Source organism: Hominimerdicola intestinalis, assembly GCF_054655215.1.
Genome location: NZ_BAAHNZ010000003.1, coordinates 103,837 through 121,842 on the forward strand (window position 1 = coordinate 103,837; position 18,006 = coordinate 121,842).

The 18,006-nt window shown below is 36.7% G+C and carries 24 protein-coding genes and 1 pseudogene; 21 read left to right on the forward strand and 4 right to left on the reverse strand.

All coding sequences use genetic code 11. From position 1 onward, the window contains the following. Window positions 1-197: 197 nt before the first annotated feature. Entirely contained in the window at window positions 198-773 is a 576-nt protein-coding gene (locus ACYQ0H_RS04635; protein WP_459811679.1) for a DUF2238 domain-containing protein, read from the reverse strand. 209 nt (window positions 774-982) lie between these two features. On the opposite strand from ACYQ0H_RS04635, the gene ACYQ0H_RS04640 reads away from it, so the two are divergent. The 20 genes and pseudogenes from ACYQ0H_RS04640 to ACYQ0H_RS04735 form a co-directional block, all read left to right on the forward strand. Next, window positions 983-1,429, forward strand: a complete 447-nt coding sequence (locus ACYQ0H_RS04640) for a MarR family winged helix-turn-helix transcriptional regulator (RefSeq protein ID WP_459811680.1) — start codon at window positions 983-985, stop codon at window positions 1,427-1,429. Continuing rightward, the gene (glgB, locus tag ACYQ0H_RS04645) at window positions 1,429-3,258 is read left to right on the forward strand and encodes a 1,4-alpha-glucan branching protein GlgB (protein WP_459811681.1); all 1,830 of its coding nucleotides are present in this window, start codon (window positions 1,429-1,431) and stop codon (window positions 3,256-3,258) included. Before ACYQ0H_RS04640 ends, glgB begins: the two co-directional genes overlap by 1 nt. Window positions 3,259-3,295: 37 nt before the next feature. Beyond that, on the forward strand, window positions 3,296-3,622 hold the full coding sequence (locus ACYQ0H_RS04650) for a hypothetical protein (RefSeq protein ID WP_459811682.1): 327 nt from the start codon (window positions 3,296-3,298) through the stop codon (window positions 3,620-3,622). A gap of 50 nt (window positions 3,623-3,672) precedes the next feature. Then, entirely contained in the window at window positions 3,673-4,176 is a 504-nt protein-coding gene (locus ACYQ0H_RS04655; protein ID WP_459811683.1) for a hypothetical protein, read from the forward strand. 16 nt (window positions 4,177-4,192) lie between these two features. After that, the gene (locus ACYQ0H_RS04660) at window positions 4,193-4,585 is read left to right on the forward strand and encodes a hypothetical protein (protein ID WP_459811684.1); all 393 of its coding nucleotides are present in this window, start codon (window positions 4,193-4,195) and stop codon (window positions 4,583-4,585) included. 39 nt (window positions 4,586-4,624) lie between these two features. Further along, window positions 4,625-5,002, forward strand: a complete 378-nt coding sequence (locus ACYQ0H_RS04665) for a hypothetical protein (RefSeq protein ID WP_459811685.1) — start codon at window positions 4,625-4,627, stop codon at window positions 5,000-5,002. Between the two features lie 26 nt (window positions 5,003-5,028). Further along, a complete protein-coding gene (locus ACYQ0H_RS04670; RefSeq protein WP_459811686.1) occupies window positions 5,029-5,442 on the forward strand; it encodes a contact-dependent growth inhibition system immunity protein in 414 nt (137 codons plus the stop codon). A gap of 351 nt (window positions 5,443-5,793) precedes the next feature. After that, complete coding sequence (locus tag ACYQ0H_RS04675) at window positions 5,794-6,258, forward strand: hypothetical protein (protein ID WP_459811687.1); 465 nt, start codon at window positions 5,794-5,796, stop codon at window positions 6,256-6,258. A 17-nt stretch (window positions 6,259-6,275) separates the two neighbouring features. Continuing rightward, on the forward strand, window positions 6,276-6,581 hold the full coding sequence (locus tag ACYQ0H_RS04680) for a hypothetical protein (RefSeq protein WP_459811688.1): 306 nt from the start codon (window positions 6,276-6,278) through the stop codon (window positions 6,579-6,581). After that, entirely contained in the window at window positions 6,575-7,000 is a 426-nt protein-coding gene (locus ACYQ0H_RS04685; RefSeq protein ID WP_459811689.1) for a hypothetical protein, read from the forward strand. The genes ACYQ0H_RS04680 and ACYQ0H_RS04685 overlap by 7 nt, the downstream gene beginning before the upstream one ends. 93 nt (window positions 7,001-7,093) lie before the next feature. Next, complete coding sequence (locus ACYQ0H_RS04690; RefSeq protein WP_459811690.1) at window positions 7,094-8,212, forward strand: hypothetical protein; 1,119 nt, start codon at window positions 7,094-7,096, stop codon at window positions 8,210-8,212. A 9-nt stretch (window positions 8,213-8,221) separates the two neighbouring features. Next, the gene (locus tag ACYQ0H_RS04695; RefSeq protein WP_459811691.1) at window positions 8,222-9,073 is read left to right on the forward strand and encodes a hypothetical protein; all 852 of its coding nucleotides are present in this window, start codon (window positions 8,222-8,224) and stop codon (window positions 9,071-9,073) included. After that, window positions 9,066-9,926, forward strand: coding sequence for a hypothetical protein (locus ACYQ0H_RS04700; protein WP_459811692.1), 861 nt, complete (start codon window positions 9,066-9,068; stop codon window positions 9,924-9,926). The genes ACYQ0H_RS04695 and ACYQ0H_RS04700 overlap by 8 nt, the downstream gene beginning before the upstream one ends. 1 nt (window position 9,927) lies before the next feature. Continuing rightward, the gene (locus ACYQ0H_RS04705; RefSeq protein WP_459811693.1) at window positions 9,928-10,488 is read left to right on the forward strand and encodes a hypothetical protein; all 561 of its coding nucleotides are present in this window, start codon (window positions 9,928-9,930) and stop codon (window positions 10,486-10,488) included. A gap of 357 nt (window positions 10,489-10,845) precedes the next feature. Then, a complete protein-coding gene (locus tag ACYQ0H_RS04710) occupies window positions 10,846-11,076 on the forward strand; it encodes a hypothetical protein (protein ID WP_459811694.1) in 231 nt (76 codons plus the stop codon). Between the two features lie 25 nt (window positions 11,077-11,101). After that, entirely contained in the window at window positions 11,102-11,560 is a 459-nt protein-coding gene (locus ACYQ0H_RS04715; RefSeq protein WP_459811695.1) for a hypothetical protein, read from the forward strand. Between the two features lie 710 nt (window positions 11,561-12,270). Continuing rightward, complete coding sequence (locus tag ACYQ0H_RS04720) at window positions 12,271-12,561, forward strand: DNA-binding protein (RefSeq protein WP_459811696.1); 291 nt, start codon at window positions 12,271-12,273, stop codon at window positions 12,559-12,561. 14 nt (window positions 12,562-12,575) lie between these two features. After that, a complete protein-coding gene (locus ACYQ0H_RS04725; RefSeq protein WP_459811697.1) occupies window positions 12,576-12,713 on the forward strand; it encodes a hypothetical protein in 138 nt (45 codons plus the stop codon). Window positions 12,714-12,917: 204 nt separating this feature from the next. Beyond that, window positions 12,918-14,030 (forward strand): plasmid recombination protein, encoded by a 1,113-nt coding sequence (locus ACYQ0H_RS04730; RefSeq protein WP_459811698.1) that lies wholly within the window; start codon window positions 12,918-12,920, stop codon window positions 14,028-14,030. Further along, a pseudogene (locus tag ACYQ0H_RS04735) lies at window positions 14,011-15,007 on the forward strand (tyrosine-type recombinase/integrase); the annotation flags it as partial. The gene ACYQ0H_RS04730 and the pseudogene ACYQ0H_RS04735, both read left to right, overlap by 20 nt. Before the next feature lie 300 nt (window positions 15,008-15,307). Here ACYQ0H_RS04735 and ACYQ0H_RS04740 read toward each other — a convergent pair. After that, window positions 15,308-16,489: a DUF6591 domain-containing protein gene (locus ACYQ0H_RS04740; protein ID WP_459811699.1), complete on the reverse strand. Its 1,182-nt coding sequence runs from the start codon at window positions 16,487-16,489 to the stop codon at window positions 15,308-15,310. Between the two features lie 23 nt (window positions 16,490-16,512). Then, the gene (locus ACYQ0H_RS04745; protein ID WP_459811700.1) at window positions 16,513-17,052 is read right to left on the reverse strand and encodes a hypothetical protein; all 540 of its coding nucleotides are present in this window, start codon (window positions 17,050-17,052) and stop codon (window positions 16,513-16,515) included. Window positions 17,053-17,183: 131 nt separating this feature from the next. On the opposite strand from ACYQ0H_RS04745, the gene ACYQ0H_RS04750 reads away from it, so the two are divergent. Next, entirely contained in the window at window positions 17,184-17,519 is a 336-nt protein-coding gene (locus ACYQ0H_RS04750) for a helix-turn-helix domain-containing protein (protein ID WP_459811701.1), read from the forward strand. On the opposite strand, the gene ACYQ0H_RS04755 is transcribed toward ACYQ0H_RS04750, so the two are convergent. Beyond that, window positions 17,506-17,883, reverse strand: a complete 378-nt coding sequence (locus tag ACYQ0H_RS04755) for a hypothetical protein (protein ID WP_459811702.1) — start codon at window positions 17,881-17,883, stop codon at window positions 17,506-17,508. The genes ACYQ0H_RS04750 and ACYQ0H_RS04755 overlap by 14 nt on opposite strands. Window positions 17,884-18,006 lie beyond the last annotated feature (123 nt).

The window sequence follows — 18,006 nt, forward strand, 5'->3', positions numbered from 1 at the left end:
TTCAAGAAAAATATATGAAAATAGGTGAAGATTTTATACTTTATGCAGCAAGATATATAAGCTATGTGGCAATAAACATAGCTGAAATCATTAAATACAAAAGAATAGATATTCCGTTTTCGTTCGCCGTACTATATGAACTTTATTAATAACGTTTTGAAAAGGCGCTAAGCTGCTGATATTTCGGCGCTGAAAATTTAACGCCGTTTCCTGCTACGATTTGTGCAGATATAAAACACGCTGTAAACCAACGCCCCCAGAACTCCAGATATAATATCACCCATAGTATTGCTGTTACCTCCCTGCATATTAAGTCCCAGAGCGGTATCGGCGGTAAATTCGTATATTTCCCAGAATCCCGCACAGGCGCAGGAAAAGAAGAACGCAAACAGAAGCTTCAGCAAATTATCCTGAGTCGCTTTGCGTTTACGGAAAATATAGCTTATAATGACTATTCCCGCCTGAGCCAGCAGAATACCGCTCAGCATATGCACCAGCTTATCATAAAAGCCAACGGTTTTATAAAGATTTATTACCGAGCCGAGCGACGCTGCGAAAAAGTGAAAAATCATTGCAAGAGAATAAAAGCCTGACGAAAATCTGAACGCTGCGGCGCTTATTACCGCCCAAGAAGCATAAGAGCCTATAATTTTCGCAGACGTAGTTTCAATATCAAATACATACGTTACTATAACGCATACAGTAAGAGCCGCAAGTCCTGCCGCAGAGATCAATGCCTTGCATTTTAATGAGCTTTTTCTGTTATCAGTCATTTTAACACTCCTCAGTTTTAATAATACTATTGATTATAACATATATTTGAGAAAAATCAAGGGTATCGGGAAGACTGAAGGCAGAAATTATTTATCGTTTTATACAAATAACTGCCGTACATTTTAATCAAAAAGGCGATTGATTCTAATTAATATATGTGTTATAATATCTAACAGTATTAGATATTAATTTAGATAAGGTGATCATAATGGATTACAGCGGACTTGTTCAGCAGCTTTTTGAAGCATTGAAGAATTCTTATTACAGAAGCCCCCTATTTAATTTCAGCGAATTTTTTCAGGGCGAACTTAAAATGCTTAATTTTCTGGACACAAGCGAAAGCGACAATATAACTCCATCTGAGCTTTGCAGAGCATTGTCTGTGACCAGCGCAAGAACGGCAGCTGCTCTTAAATCAGCAGAAAAAAAGGGATTCATAAGCCGCCGCATATCCGAAAGCGACAGGCGTAAGGTAATCGTCAGCATTACAGACGAAGGCAGGTTTTACGTTGAGCAGAAAAGAAGCTGTCTTATAAACGAGCTGAAGTTTCTGCTTGAACGTCTTGGAGAAAGTGATTCCGCAGAATTGGTAAGAATAATAAAAAGGCTAACGGAAATATCCGAAAACCGCAGTATAACGGGAGATGATGTATAATGAATATGCACGAATTTTATATGGGAAAGGTTTTTAACGCCTACGATTATTTCGGAGCGCATAAGGAAAACGGAAAAATGATATTCAGGACTTTTGCACCGGCAGCAGCAGGAGTTTCTGTAATTGGCGAATTCAACGGCTGGAAAGAAGAGCCTATGAAAAATAACGGAGGAGTTTTCGAGCTTTGCTCAGAATCCGCCGATTTTGATCAAATGTACAAATACGTTATCTATTCGTCAGACGGAGAACGCAGGGAGCATTGTGATCCTTACGGTTTCGGAATGGAACTTCGTCCTGCATTCGCCTCAATAACCAGAGATCTGGACACATATCATTTTACAGATGAAAAATGGCTTGCTGAACGTGATAAAAATTACAACAAACCAATGAGTATTTATGAGGTGCATTTAGGCTCTTGGAAAACGAATCCCGATGATGAGAACGGCTGGTATACCTATGATAAGATCGCAGATATGCTTATAGAGTACGCTGTTGAAAATCATTTTACACATCTTGAATTTCTGCCTCTAAGCGAACACCCTGCCGACTGCTCATGGGGTTATCAAAATACAGGATTTTTCGCACCTACTTCACGCTACGGAACTGCGGCTCAGCTTATGGAGCTGGTTGATAAATGCCACAATGCAGGGATCGGCGTCATAATGGATTTTGTTCCGGTCCACTTTGCTCTCGACGGCTATGCCCTGGCGAAATACGACGGCTCATATCTTTACGAATACCCAAGCAGCGATGTTTCAATAAGTGAATGGGGGACCTGTAATTTTATACACTCTAGACGTGAGGTCTGCTGCTTTATTCAGTCCGCAGCTGATTACTGGCTTGAAAAATACCACTTTGACGGGCTTCGTATGGACGCAATAAGCAGAGCCATCTACTGGCAGGGAGAGCCGGCAAGAGGCGTAAACGGAAATACTGTGGATTTCCTCAAATTCATGAACAGCGGTTTAAAGCACCGTCACCCTACGGCAATGCTTATTGCCGAGGACTCTACCGCTTTTCCCAAGATAACCGCACCGGCTGAATACGGAGGTCTTGGCTTTGATTATAAATGGGATCTCGGTTTTATGAACGATACATTTGATTTTTTCCGTACTCCGCCCGACGAACGCCCTGCTCATTATCACAAGCTGACCTTTTCTATGGCGTATTTTTATAACGAACTGTATCTTTTACCGTTTTCTCATGACGAAAACGTACACGGAAAGGCTACGGTAATACAAAAAATGTGGGGAGATTACGAGGATAAATTCAAGCAGGCGCGCGCTTTTTATATGTATGTCTTTACACACCCCGGCAAAAAGCTGAATTTTATGGGGGGAGAAATTGCCCAGTTCCGCGAATGGGACGAAACAAGGGAACAGGATTGGGATCTGCTAAAATATCCTGCTCACGACAGCTTTCACAAATACATAATAAAGCTGGGAGAAATCTATAAATCTTATTCCTCGCTTTATGACGGCGATTATGATATGGCATCGTTTAAGTGGCTTATAGTTGATAAAGCGGAACAATGCCTTTACGCCTATGAGCGTATTAACGGGAAAGAATCGGCAGTATGCTGCTTCAATTTCTCTGATAAGCCCCAGAAGGCTGTACTGTGTTTTGACGAACCGTTTTCACTTAAAGAACTGCTGAACAGCGACTGGAATATCTACGGCGGCACAACAGAAACTCCAAAACGCTCAGCTGCTTATAAAAGCTCTGATTTTGATGATAAACACTCTGTGGCATTGACACTTTCTGCATTCAGCGGAAGAATCTTTATAAAAACAAAAATTAAGGACAAGGATAAATATGTTAGAATATAAATTGAGGATAGTAAAATTATATAATGGTGAGGAATTTTTGACAATTGACTTTGAAAATGAAAAGTATGAAATACTATCTACATTTTTAGAGGATGATGTAACACCTTTTGAAGAATGGATAAAGGAAGACTTTGACGCTGTATTAAGTGGACAAGCAGAATATCGTGAAAATAATGGCAATGTTTGCGGAGTGGAGATAACAGCAAGTACGACCAAGATATTCAATAATTTAGCCGAGGACGGAATGGGAAACTGGTGCGAGGTAGACACAAAGGAATTGCGCCAATTGATAGACGAGTGGTGTGAAAAAGTCAGAGAATTTAAAGCGAAAAAGAAAAAAACTCATGAGAAAAACTCTGGTTGAAGTATTTACACAGATGTAATTAGATACATATATGATTTGCGACAGACTACATGACATCGGAGCTTAACCTGAATCCGTCGCAGAGGATGATAACAGGAATAGCTTCCGGAGTGCTGATGGATCATGGGCTTAATAAGGCTGATAATTACTTTAATTGGTCGGGATTAAGACAGAAGAGTGATTTAAGTTATGTTGGTAAAACGGATGTAGACGATATAAATATAGCTGAGATGCCGGATGGGGTTAAGGATATACAGAGTACAATAAAAGAAATAAATGATTATAAACCTCCTAAAGGTGGTGGAGGGATTACATCTATAATAAAAATTGATGAAATTAAATACACTTTTGGTCACGGTGGCAGACATCTTGAAGGAACTGGGTTATCAGTAGATGAAGTTAATAATGCTATCACGCAAGAACTATCTAAAAATCCATTAAATTGTGGACAGTTTTGTAAAAGACAATTTAATTTTAAGGATGTAACAATTGAATTTTCCGCATTTGGTGTTTCAGATAAAATAATTAATATCGGTACTTATTATATAAAATAATATAAGGGAGGATTATATGATAAATAACAAATTGTTAACAAACCAAGAGAAACATTGGCTTAGTTTTATGCAAACTGGTGACAAAGAAGTAGATAATATATTAGAGTTACAAATTAACAATGCAGTGATTAAGAGACATTATGATAAATATCTTATATTTATTAAATTTTCAATTCCTAGTAATATTCAAAAAATAAATATAGAAAATGGAACCCCAATTGAATTAAGAGTATTCAGAGATTCAAAGCCACCTGTTCAAATGTTTCTGCATATAAAAGATAAATATATTACCGAATTAGAAATTTTCAGTGCAGATTCATCTGAGATTAGTGGATTGGACGCAATAAATAATTATAAATTATTTTTAGATATTAAAAGGTTAAATGAAAATGGAAATGTATCTAAATAATAATGGAAAGATAATCTCAGCCTTTCCGGAAGGAGTAGAATGATGAATTATATATATAAAGAATATAAAATGAAAAATGGAATAGAAGGTATAAGTATAATATTTTCAGAAAAAAAATATGAATTATTAAGTACCTTTTTATCTTCTGAAGTTACACAATTTGAAGAATGGATAAAAGAAAATTTCGACATGGTAATAGAAGGAAAGGAGCGCAAGCGAGAAATAGCCGGTAATGTATGCGGAGTGGAAATAACTTTACAAAAAACAATGATCTATGATATGCTTGCCGAGGACGGAATGGGAAACTGGTGCGAGGTAGACACAAAGGAACTGCGTCAATTGATAGACGAGTGGTGTGACAAGGTAAGAGAATTTAAAAGAAAACGGCAGGGTTTAAATTTTGCAAAAGACAATTAGTGTAATCCTTACGGAGGTATTAATTGATGAATAAAATGACCATAAGAGAAATATATAAATGTAATTATATCGAGGATGATGGAAAATTATATCCATTACAGAAATGGTATAATAGATTAATAGACAAAAATATTTCAGAAATTAATATAGCAGATGTATTAAAAATGATACGTCAAAAAGAGTCTATTGAATTAGCAATATTAAAAGCAATAGAATTTTTAAAAAGAGATCCTCTTGTGGGTGAATTGTATGAAGGAGAACTTTTAAAAAAGCTTTATACAATTGATGAAATAAACTTACACGACCATTACAATGATATTCAACTTATCCTATCAAAAGCAATAATTCATTCTAATAATTATAAATGGTTATGTAAAGAAGAAAAAGAAGAATTTAATGATTTAATAAATAAATTCATGGATAAAATCAATAACAAATAAGGTGAAAAGAAAAATAAAAACCGACTGTCATACGCTGACTAATGTTAATGATTCAGTGATGAAAATATGATACAATAAACATTTTGACAATAATAGAAAATAACTTAATACATAATAATATAATTAATACAGGAGAGCAACCGGATATATAATAATGATTGTGTCGGAGATTGACGATTCGCTAGTATATCCCATGTTTTTCTTCTAACAATTTGCATAAAAATCGCAAGCCATTTTGTGTAATTAAGCAGATTTTACCGCAATACTGAAGATTTATGCCATGCTATGTTGATTTTTTTTATTAATTATTGTATAATAATTTTATTATACAATAATTAGGAGTGATATTTAATGGCATCTTTAAACTCTGTGAAGGAACTTACCGTTCCGTCAATTCAGATAAGCAATAACGTAATTACTTACAATGATTCATTTATCTGTATAGACAATATCTCCCTTATTACAATTTCCCCTGTGCCTTCTAACAAGTCGTGGATATATGCGTGTATTATCGGAGCTTTAGGAACAGCAATATCGGATTTAAGCACCTTTTTAGCCGGATTGATGATTATAACATCTTTGATATGGATCGCCGCTGTTATCTGGTACAATATAAACCGCGGTGATAATTTGCAAATCAATTTGAATTCAGGAATGTCATTATATTTCCATTGCCAGAACAGAGAATTTTTAAACCAGGTAGTTAAATTATTATTACAGAAGATGGACGGCAAAAAAACTGAAACTACCACTATTAAGTTTGATTCATGTACTATATCCGGCGGCAGCTTCTTCAATCAATCAACTATTAAATAATTATGGAGAGAAACTTTATGAATATTGAATTTAAGGACAACATTATCAGCGGGGGCGAATTTTTTTCTAATGCTGTTATTAATAATGGAAACAGTCAAATAAACTCTGATTTTATCCAGTGCTTAAATAGCGTGATTGAAGGGTCTGATAGTCTTACTGAAAAAAATTGCGCTTTAAAAGCCAAGGAACTATATAATAAAGAAAATAAAAAAGGGTTGAAAAGCTTTGTAACAGATAACATAGCCACCTTTACTACCGGTACTTTTGCAACTGTTTGCGGCGGAGTTTTAATTGAGTTTATCAAACAGATACTAAAATGGTAATAGCGGTTGATTTCGCTTCATTCGTGGTCTTAAATTCGGCTATAGGTGCGAATGCATATAGTTCAGCGGATACATATGACTCCGCTACATGGTCTATTAGCGCTACATCAGCGCAGAGCAGTAAATCAGTTACTAAAACGTTGAAGGCTGGTAACAAGGTTAAGATAAACAATGGTACAACAAAGAATGTTATAGTTACTAGTTGGACTGGTGAAGACGGGGTACTGTACTCTGATATAACCTCTACTTCTCCTAATGGAAGCAACAAAATTACTATTGATAACAATGATAGTTATGAATATTTCATAACTATGACATCTTCATATAAGCCAACTGCCGAAGTTAAAAACAAGATAACTTTGAATAACTATGATGAAGATGACATCAAGGCGTCCGGGTATACCAGAACACCTAAATAAATATATAATACTTTGAGGTTTTATGCTGCTGCAGAAAAGAAATTCAAAATTACTTTTTTCAGCAGCATAAACGATATATTTGGGGGAACAGCAGTGAAGTATTCTAAAAGAGTTATACCGTTAATATTATCAGCTTTTATATTGGTATCATGTAGTTCAGAAAATAAAGTTTCGACCGGTGAAGGATATACTCCCGCAATTGAGCTTAATTATTTGACGCTTGATGATGTTCAAGAACATATTACTGACGTTAAAACTGATTATGAAAATATGTCTATCGATCCAAACGCGCTGAACGCTCTTGCTGATAATTTTCCTGAAAAGGCTGACTGTGTTAAACTAAGGCAGATTTCTGACTTTGATAATAAATATAATATATTAAGACCATACTTTATTTCTGACGAATCCTATGACGATGATTATTTTCTGGGATTCGATAATTCATTGCCTGCCGGATATTCTTACGATGACGGCTATAGCTATCTTAATATTTCTTCAAACGGAGGTATCGGATTTACAACAGGTGTTTCTGCATATGACAGTGAAACAGTTGAAACGATTTTTGTTGATTGGCCGTATGAAGACAAGAAATATATTCTTTCAGGTAAAGAATACAGCATAAGCGATGGTGTAGATTATGTAAACGACTTTCTTGAACGGCTGTCGGAAAACGGTTGCGGAGAAATGCGTATCGGCTATGTAGATGTATTAAAATATAAACAAGAATATGCATATTTTTACCATATACAAAGAACTGTCGACGGAATGGAACTTAACAGATTTTTTTACAGCGACGGTGATTTTGATAAATATCCCTATTTTGGAATAAAGGTGTTTGTTACAGAACCTGATAAAATAAATGAATTTTTAGGCAATCATGGTTTTTGCGTTATAGATGAAATTACAGACAGTCCAAGAAAGTATGTAAGCCTGCAATCGGCTTTAGATCAGTGTGAAAACATTTTGGCAGCTAATCATAAGTATAATGTAAAAGAGATAGGTTTTGGGTATATTCCCGAAATCAGAAAAGAAAATGGTTCGTCTTGGAATAAGGAAACGGATGGACAGTTTTATTTTCAAGAAAATACAGGGTATTACGCCGAGCCTGGTTGGTTTATATGGCTTGATACGACTCGTGACTATGAACGATTGGTTTTTATAAATGCAATAACAGGCGAAGCTGCAACATTATTTAATAATGTGGATATATAAAAAAGGATTATGGTGAATAAAATGTCGCTGCTGAGGAGCTTTAAAATACAATGTACTAAAATTTTTACTGATCCTTTAATCGTAGTGTGTTCTCTTTTAGTTTTGGCTCTTTGCTGTATTACTGACGTTTTCAACGATACTGACAGCGGGAAAGAATATTCAGTAATTACAATGCTTTTGACAAGAAATATTTCAGATTTTTCTGAAAGCAACACCATTGTCTGTGAAAATGTTATCCGATCTGCTATGAGTGGCTGGCTTATAATGTTTACGCCAATTATATGCGTACTTCCGTTTGTCAAAAGTATTTCAAAAGAGAAAACTTCCTACAAAAGATTTGAAATAGTACGCTGCGGAAAAAATGCATTCATACTTTCTAGATTTCTGGCGGGGGCATTATCCTCAGGAGTTATTTTAAGCGTTGGTTATGGATTATTTATGCTGTTGTCGGCATTGCTTTTTCCGTCCGCGGTATTAGTAGGCGGAAATATGGTGCGGATCGCTTTACGTGGAATGAGTGTATCAGGTTTCATTTTCAGTCGATTGGCGGGTGCGTTTCTTATCGGAATAGTGTGCTTTTTACCTGCATATTTGATGTCTCTTTATAGCAGTAACAAATATATGATAATATGTATACCTTTTATGCTGCTGCATTTTTACAATGTGCTTATTAATAGAATAATCAGCGGTACGGAATCTGATATAAAAAAATATGTTCAGCTTTTTTTAGTAAACGGTATTTTTAAGGCCTATGAAAATCGACTTGTGAAATATGAAATATTTATAGTAGGCTTACTTATCGCTTTATCTGTTATTTTCGGAATATTAACTGTACGCAAAAGGAATGATTGCTGTGAATAGTATAAAAAATGCATTCAGCATTGCAAAAATTGAGTACGTTAAATGGATATTAAGTCCAAGATTGATGATCTTTTTATGCTCTCTGATATTTATAAATCAATTTGCAGCTATTCCTTTGCTTAAAATGTCGTCGGAGACAGATATACCGCTTAATACATTTGAACCTTTTATAGCTATAGCAAATTCCGATGTGCTAATGATGTTAATGCCGGTAGTATTTATGACCTTGATAGCAGATTTTCCGAAAAATGATGGTAATCTGCTGTTTTGCGTACAGCGTTCAGGTAAAAACAGCTGGCTTTGCGGACAAATAATTTTTCTTATTTATGCCTGTGTGACTTTTATTTTTTCTATATTTGTAAGTACTGTTATATGCTCTTTCGGTAATACGGAATGCTCGCAACAGTGGTCAAAAACAATAACCGATTATACAAGAATGTTTCCGGACAATTCACAGAGCTTCGGAGCGCTGCTTATTCCTGAAAATCTGTATTATCAATATGAACCGATTAGATCGGCGATCAATTCTGCGGCTCTTATGTTTCTGTTTTTGATATTCTGCGGACTTCTTATGCTTGTTTTTTCAGAGCTCGGCAAAAAGCTGATTGGTGTTGGAATAAATGTGTTTTTACTTTTAGCGGGCGGAGCTTCAGTATATATTGATACAAATCTAAAGTGGATATTTCCTTGCAGTAATGCAATAGTAAAGCTACATTTCACAAAATATTTTCGCAGACAGATTTATGAACTGTCCTGTTCCTATATATTCTTTGCTGTGCTGATAGCTGTACTTATTATTCTTTCATTTCTTTTTATCCGTTCAGCAGATTTTGTTACCGCAGAGGAGGATTAAGTTGAACATTATAGAAGTTAGATATGTAAATGACACTTTAGATTTTACGGACTTGGCTTGTGGGTATGAATATATGACATGGGACAAAGTGAAGCCGTGCGAGTATAAGATAAATCATTCAGAATATGTAGCTATTGGGAATGCAGGTAGAGGCGTTTTCGGTTCATTACAATTATCGGAAAGCGGTTCTACAGGAATTGATGGAGATGAATCAGGAATTTTTTTCAATCGTGAATTTGCTGTTGAAGCAAATAATTATATAGAAAACTATGATTCTTCAAAACCAAGTGATTTTAAGCAGGAATATGATAAAAACTACGCCTATACTAAGAAGATTACACAGGATCAGTGGGATAAACTAATACAATATCATAATGAACACAACACATATGATTTGCTTTGGAACAACTGTATATTGGTTGCTACAAGAGCCTGGAATCTCATTTATCCAGACGACCAAATCGATACAAATACAATACCATCTGTTGTAAAGAATAGAATAAAAGAAAAGCCAAACTCATTTGTTTATGATTTATATTCGGTTTTGGGATATAGCTTATGAAAAAATTAATTCTGAAATTATTGGTTGCTCTGCTTATACACATACTATATTTTGTCGTAATCGCAGGAATCGGCATTACAAATACAGTTCTTGGTAGAAAAGCGGTATGGCTGGAGTTATCCCTTTTTTTGATACTGGAAATTCTTCTACTCGCAGCCTATTTCATCGCACCTCTATCTTCAAAAGTCCACAAGATTATCTATTGGATTGTTTCTGAACTATTTAGTCTGTTTACCGCATGGTTTTGGATGTACTTTATTGCGGGACCTATTTGGAAATATTAATTCTATCCTTAATCATATTATCACTAATGTTATACCACCTCATGTTGAATTTAATTATTGTCCGGCTTATCTTATGCAAATACTTGCAAACATGACAACTAAGAAAAAAACTGAAATAAACGATCATTCCAATGTCCTTGGTCGTGATGTCAAGGGAAAATATGCAGATGCAAAAGAGTCATTTATAATTTCAAGCGGAGAGATTCCTGGATTTAAGCAGTTAAAAATCGGAGGGTTAGCAGACCCGCATTTACAGATAACATATTACTTAATAGCATATAATAATTTTGTTAGTACAGTATAAATACACGCTAAAGAGGAGTGTTGTTTTGAAGAAAATAAGAAACGATAGCAAACGTATTTTTCCTGTAACGTTAGTTATAACTATTGGTTTATATATGTTTCACTTCTTACTTATACCTTTTTTGTATAAAAATTTCACCGTATTTAAAAACCTAGATGATGTATCTGGTTTTGTGATGATAATTTCAACGATAATAGCGGTAGCAGCAGAAATGATACTAGTTTCTGAAAAAATACGTTATTGGTTGGTGAGTGATGTTATCTATGTTATATTAGTATATATATATCACGGAAAAGGATTATATGGGATAGGTATGGTTGGAATTAACTTAGATGGAGCTACTTCAGGATATCGCAGGGAAGCGGTGCCTTTTGGTGTTGCTATAATAACGGGATTTGTAATAATATCAGAAATTTTGTCATGGTTTATTGTAAAAGTTTATAAATACATACAAAATTATAATACAAACAATGATTCAAAATAATGGGTTTGGATAATAGCAATATAGAAGTACCACAAATGCAATTTCAAAATATATCAAAAGCACTTACCCTTATATAAATGCTTCCTGCGTTCCTCCTCAGCAAGTTTAGAAACATAATCCCCCATAGAAATCTCATAATAGGTTTTCGCAATATCAGCATAAACCACATACAACTGCTTGCAGTTCTCAAAATCAGTTTTGAGAGCTGCTATTTTTTTGCTCGAATATCCTGAGCGGATTAAAATCAACTGCGCTAATGCTAATAAAAAAACTGAGCATATTTCTCAAATAAAGGGAAATATGCTCAGTTTTTGTCCTTCCTTATGACAGCGCTGACATCTGCAAGCAAATAAGTAAAGATGTTTTTCTCTACAACAAAATTAACAGAACACGCAGGCAATTTGTGCAATTTAGATGAACTTTAAAAAACTTTCTCATTTCACCCCGACAAAACAGCCTGCTAATCTCCTTAACTTATGGAGGGCAATATTTTTCAGACTGCTTTTTCAAACAAAGAAATAAAACTTTTCTTTAAATCCTTAGATGAGAGGTTACGCTTTGCAAATTGCACAGGATATACGGCTGAGAATTATGCAATACAGACGAAGTTTCAAAAAGTTTTCCGAAGCTACCGTAAAAATCAAGGATTTTTGTCCTGACGTATAAAGGTGAAAATGCACTCTCTTAAAAAATTCAAGGAGGTACAAAGTATGACAATGAAAAACAAACAGGAGCTTATCGCACAGGCAGCCGCGCTTCTGAACGCAATGCTTGAGGCGGAGGACGATACCTCGGCGGCTGCGCTGCCAAAATCAAGCAAACCTATTGAAATGCTCACTGTCAAGGAATGTACGGAGGCTGTAAAAGGTTTATCCGAACACACCGTCCGTCAGCTCATTGCACAGAACAAGCTGCCGTATATCCGCACAAGTCAGGGACGGCACGGAAAAATTCTCATTTCAAAATTGGCGTTACTCTCGTATTTCGGAGGTGTTGCCTAAAGCCGAACTGGCTTTTGGACAAAAACGCAATAAACGAGGTAAAGTACTGTAATGAATTCCTGCAAGCCTATCCGCTTAAATGTATCGGCGGCAAACTTTATGACATTGACGGAGAAGTTTCCGACAGCATTGTCAGCGTCAGAATTTCTTAAATGCTCGTGTACGGGGATTCAAGGGCTTGAAAACAAGTTATATACCAATTGTCATTTAAGGTGTGCAGTGGAAAGCTGCTGCAATGATACTTTTGATAGAAGTGGACGGTATGGGAATGGATGTCAAAAGTATCTTTGCGTTACTTTCGCAGAAAGTAACAAATGCGAGACGCTCAAAAACAAGGAGGGGATTGTTTTACAAATATGAAAAGAACAATCAGCGGACGTATCGGAAAGGAGCACAGCCTTGCCCACAACAACCGTGAATTAATCACCGATAATGTTGACCGCAGCAAAATCAAAAACAATATTATTATCATCCAAGAAAGCATTGAGGATGTTTACCATGAGCTTTTCGACAAGGCTCTGACAGAATACAATGCCAAACAAAACCGCAAGGACCGTATCATCAGGGATTACTATGAGCATATCCGGCACAGCAGGCAGGAGCGTGACTTCCACGAGGTCATTTTTCAGATTGGAAATATGAACGATACCCCTGTTGGATCTGAAATTGGCAAAATTACTGCCGATATACTAAAACAGTTTGCCGAGGAATTTCAGGCAAGAAACCCACAGCTTCGTGTTTTCAACGCTGTGATACATATGGATGAGGAAACACCGCACCTGCACCTCGATTTTGTTCCCTTTGCAACAGGTCAGAAGCGTGGACTTTCAACAAGGGTATCGCTTACAAAAGCACTTGAACAGCAGGGCGGATTTAAGGCGGAGGGCAAAATGAACACCTCCTGCAAGCTGTGGATTGATACAGAAAAGCAACGGCTTTCGGAGCTTATGCACGCCAGAGGCATTGAGCGGGAGCAGCTCGGAACGAACAATGAGCATTTGTCGGTGCTTGATTTCAAGAAGCAGGAACGTTCCAAAGAGGTTGCGCGGCTTGAAAACAAAATCGAGTGTGCGGATAATCTTCTAAAGCGCCGAAATGACCTGCTGAACGATGTCGAAGCCGTTATCGACAGGCTGGACGGTGATTATTGGGAGAAAAAGGAAGCTGTTAAAACGCTTGAAGCTGAGTTATCAGATAAATCAGCGGCATTATCGGAAACCTCTGCCGTCGTTGCAGAAAATATGTCTATCCTTGACCGGACCGCCGATAAGGTCAGCAAAATTGTTGATATTGACAGCATTTCCGTAAAAGAAACGCTGTTCGGCGGTAAGGTTACGGTCGCTAAGGAGGATTACGATAGTCTGACTGTTCTTGCCAAAAAACACGTTACCGCTGTATATCATGAAAATGAACTGTCCTCTGAAATAGAAAAGCTAAATAAGGACAAGACAAGTTACGGCAAACGTTAAATTTGAAGTATTTGCGGAACAGTGATTTGAGGAATATGCTAAGCTTAATCTTCGGAATACCTCATATGAGCGTATGCTCCAGCTTCGTAATCGTGTATATCCTGCCATCGGTCATCTGCGAATAGACAAAATAACGGGACGGCACATTCAGCAGTTTATCAACGATCTTGCACTGAATGGGAAAAGCATGAAAACAGGCAAGCCTCTTTCACGCAAAACGGCGGTTCATCACCTTAGCTTTATTTCAGATGTGTTTGCATTCGCTGTGAGGATGGATATGCTATCGGATAATCCTTGCCGAAATGTTACTGTGCCCAAGGGCGAGAAAAAGGAAAAGGAAATCTACACCATTGAGGAAATAGAACAGCTTTTCCGACTGCTTGAAAATGCGCCGTTAAAGTATCGTACATTCTTTACGCTGGCTATATACAGTGGTCCGCATAGGCGAGCTGCTCGGTCTGGAATGGAAGGATATTGACTGGGATAATCATGTCATATCCGTCCGCAGAACATCTAACTATTCCGCTAAAAAGGGGATTTACACCGATACTACCAAGACGAAAAAATCACAGCGTTCGCTGAAATTTCCAACTGCAGTAATGGATTTGCTGAAATCTTATAAAGCCGAACAGGACGAGGAAAAGGCTAAGCCGGGAAGTAAGTGGATTGATTATAACAGGCTGTTTGTAAAGTATGACGGGCGACCTATGAATAACAATACGCCGTATTTTTGGTTCAATGAATTTTGTGAGGAAAACAACTTTCGTTTCTGTGACATACACTCCCTGCGGCATTTCTATGCAAGCGCTCTTATCAATGAGGGCGTAGACGCCGCGGCAATTTCGGTAGCGTTAAGTCACTCGGTTATCAGTACAACCACCTCAATTTACTGTCATGTATTTCAGCAGGCACAAGCAAGGGCGGGTGAAGCAATTGCTTCCGTTCTTGATTTTTCTTCAAAAGGCAAAGGAGCATAAGTTACGGCAAATGACAGGGAGTCGGAATAATGGACAAATAAAGGACAGAAGCTCGTAAACTCCTGTCCTGTAAAAGAAAAAACCACATAAAATCAACGATTTTATGTGGTAGATAATGGTGACGGAAGCTTGAATATAGACGAACTCATTTTCACCTCTAATACTTTTGGATACATAGTGAAGTTGAAATAGTTGTTTGCGATATTAACGATTCAGACGGTGCTCTGTTAACATTTACTGCTTGAACTTAAGATTATGGATATGAAAACTCCCTATCACCGAGATGATAGGGAGCTGCTTTTATAATGCTGCATCAAGTAGCTTTTGACTAATCCTGTTTGTTACTTCAAGATAATATTTCATTTCGGCATCATTCATTTCACCGTCGTCAAGTTCGCTCATCTTTTCCATTGTTTCGGAATATTGTGTGAGGTATTCTGTATATTCACTGAGTAAGCTTAAATCATCCGGTGACTCATTGAACTTTTTCATAAAGTCACAGTATTCATCAAAGAAATCCTCATAGCTGTCAAGAGCTTCTTTAAACTCAGGTCGCATGCCATCAACCAGATTTTCAGCAGGTTTATCTTCTTCCGGCACTTTTGTTTCAGTTTCGCTATCAGACTCAGTATTTTCTTCACTGTCAGAAGTATTGTTGTCAGCTTGACCTGCATCTTCTTTGATCTTTTCGACATCTTCTCGGAAATCTTCTATCTTTTTCTTTGCCTTTTCAATGTCATCATCCCAAAGCTCGCTTCTCAAATCTGTCCAGAATTCATATATGTCAGAACGCATATCATACCAATCTTCATATACATCAGAACGAGTATCGTACCACCGTTCATATTCATTTGAACGCATATCATACCACTCGCTGTATTCTGAATATTCTTCGTTATCGTACGCATCATCAAGCAGACCATCATAGAAGTCATCATACATATCTTCAAGAATACCATCGTATATGCCGTCATAAATTTCTTCGCCGCCGTCATCGTATATACTGTCATACAACTCGTCGAGTTCATCATATTTGTCATCGTTAGACATACCTGAATTAACAATATCCTCGGCGTATTCAAGGCTATATTCACACATTTTTACGCACAGATTATAGTTTGTATCATAGACTCTCGCACAGAAATCGTCCATTTTTTCTGTGCCGGAAAGAAATTTTGTGTATGTATCTATCTCTGACTTTAAGGTTTCATATTCACTTGATAATGCTGCCAGTGTATCTTCTATATCCTTAATGACAACATCGTTAATATCTTCATCTGAATTAGCCGACGGTACTTTTGTTTCCTCTTCGTCAGATGCCTCTGTTCTGTTTTCAGCAGTTTCCTTTTCCGTTACCTCTGCTGAGCTTGTTGTTGCTTCGCTTGAGGATTTATCCTCGGAATTCTCTTTGCTGCCACACGCAGAAAAAGAAAGAAGCACTGAAACTGCACAAAGCAGACCTGTTAATTTTCTTATTTTCATATTGTATCCTCCTAAAACTCACATCATTCCGATGCTTTAATACTTCTTTTGCTTTTTATCTTTGCAATCAGTAACAGCACAGCACCAATAACTGATATGGTTATACCGATGTAACAAATAATGCTTGCAATTCCCCAATTGTAAGAACTGCTTGGGATAACACCTCTGTCTTCAAAATCAAACCGGATGAACTGCATAATTGCAAAGGAAATAATGTTAAAAATCAAAATTGCTATAGGCTTCTTAATCACTGAAAATAAGAGTGTAAGTACCGAAAATAAAGCAAATGCAATGATAACAACCATATTAGCTATAGCTGTTTCCTCATATAAGCCTGTTTTAATAGCGGCAGAATCTATCTTTATAAATTCTATCAAGGAAATATGTACTGCATCCTCGTTTTTCATATCTGCTTCTTCCGAGTAGACAGAATCAGGATAACTCATAAGTCGCTCGCTATAATCGTCATTAGCTGATGCAAAAGGAACAAACAATGTAATAATCATTAGAAATGCACCAACAATCGCATCTAAAGCAGGATACAATAAAGTTTTATCTTTCATAAATAAACCCTCCAATATTATAGTTTGTATAAATATGAATTATTCTTCATATAATTATGCTACAATACTTCCTATTTGCCAAGCGATATAGGAAGTATAATTCTTATATATGGTAAACAGGAGGAAGAAGAATGCTTATTTTTGATTTCAGAGCGATAGGGAACAAATTGCTGGCAATACGCAAGAAGGCAGGACTTACTCAAAGCGAAGTAGCCGAAGCCGCAAACTTATCTGACAGGACTTATGCCGATATAGAACGTGGCACGGTGAATATGCGCATTGAAACCGTGTTAAAAATATGCGAAGCCCTGCATATAACGCCGGATATTGTTCTTACCGAAGAATGTCCAAGTCTTTCGACTAAACAAGCTGAGCTTATTGCAGAGCTTGACAAATGCACACCGCAACAAAAGGAAACAGCGCTGGAGCTTATAGCTGTCTATTTGAGGTCACTTAATCTTCCGTAACATTGTTCTTCTCATCAACAGGGAGTTTTTCTTCATCAGCAAGAGCTACTTCCTGTTTTAATATTTCTGCCACCTCCTGCATTTTCTTTCGGCTTTGACATTTTTCACGGTGCTTATGTATCAAATATGCACTGCCGCCAATGATAGCCGTACATATGACCCCGATTGTAATGCCACCTACTCTTGCATTTTTTACACAATGCACCTTATCTTCATCAAGCATACGGACAATCTTGATAAGACCGTCAACCATTGTGCTTTCGTTGCCACCACCGCATCTTTTCAAGAAGCGTGTAACGTGGTCTGCGGACTTGCCTTTGAGGTGAGATAAATCTTCGATTATAAGTGTTGTTGTGTTATTCATAGTGAATACCTCCGAAAAATAATCTTTATTTTAATTTTGCACTTGACTTAAGTGCAATTTTATTATATAATATCATTGTGGAAATGTAAAGTAAGTTTGCATTACTTTTAAGGTAAGGAGAAT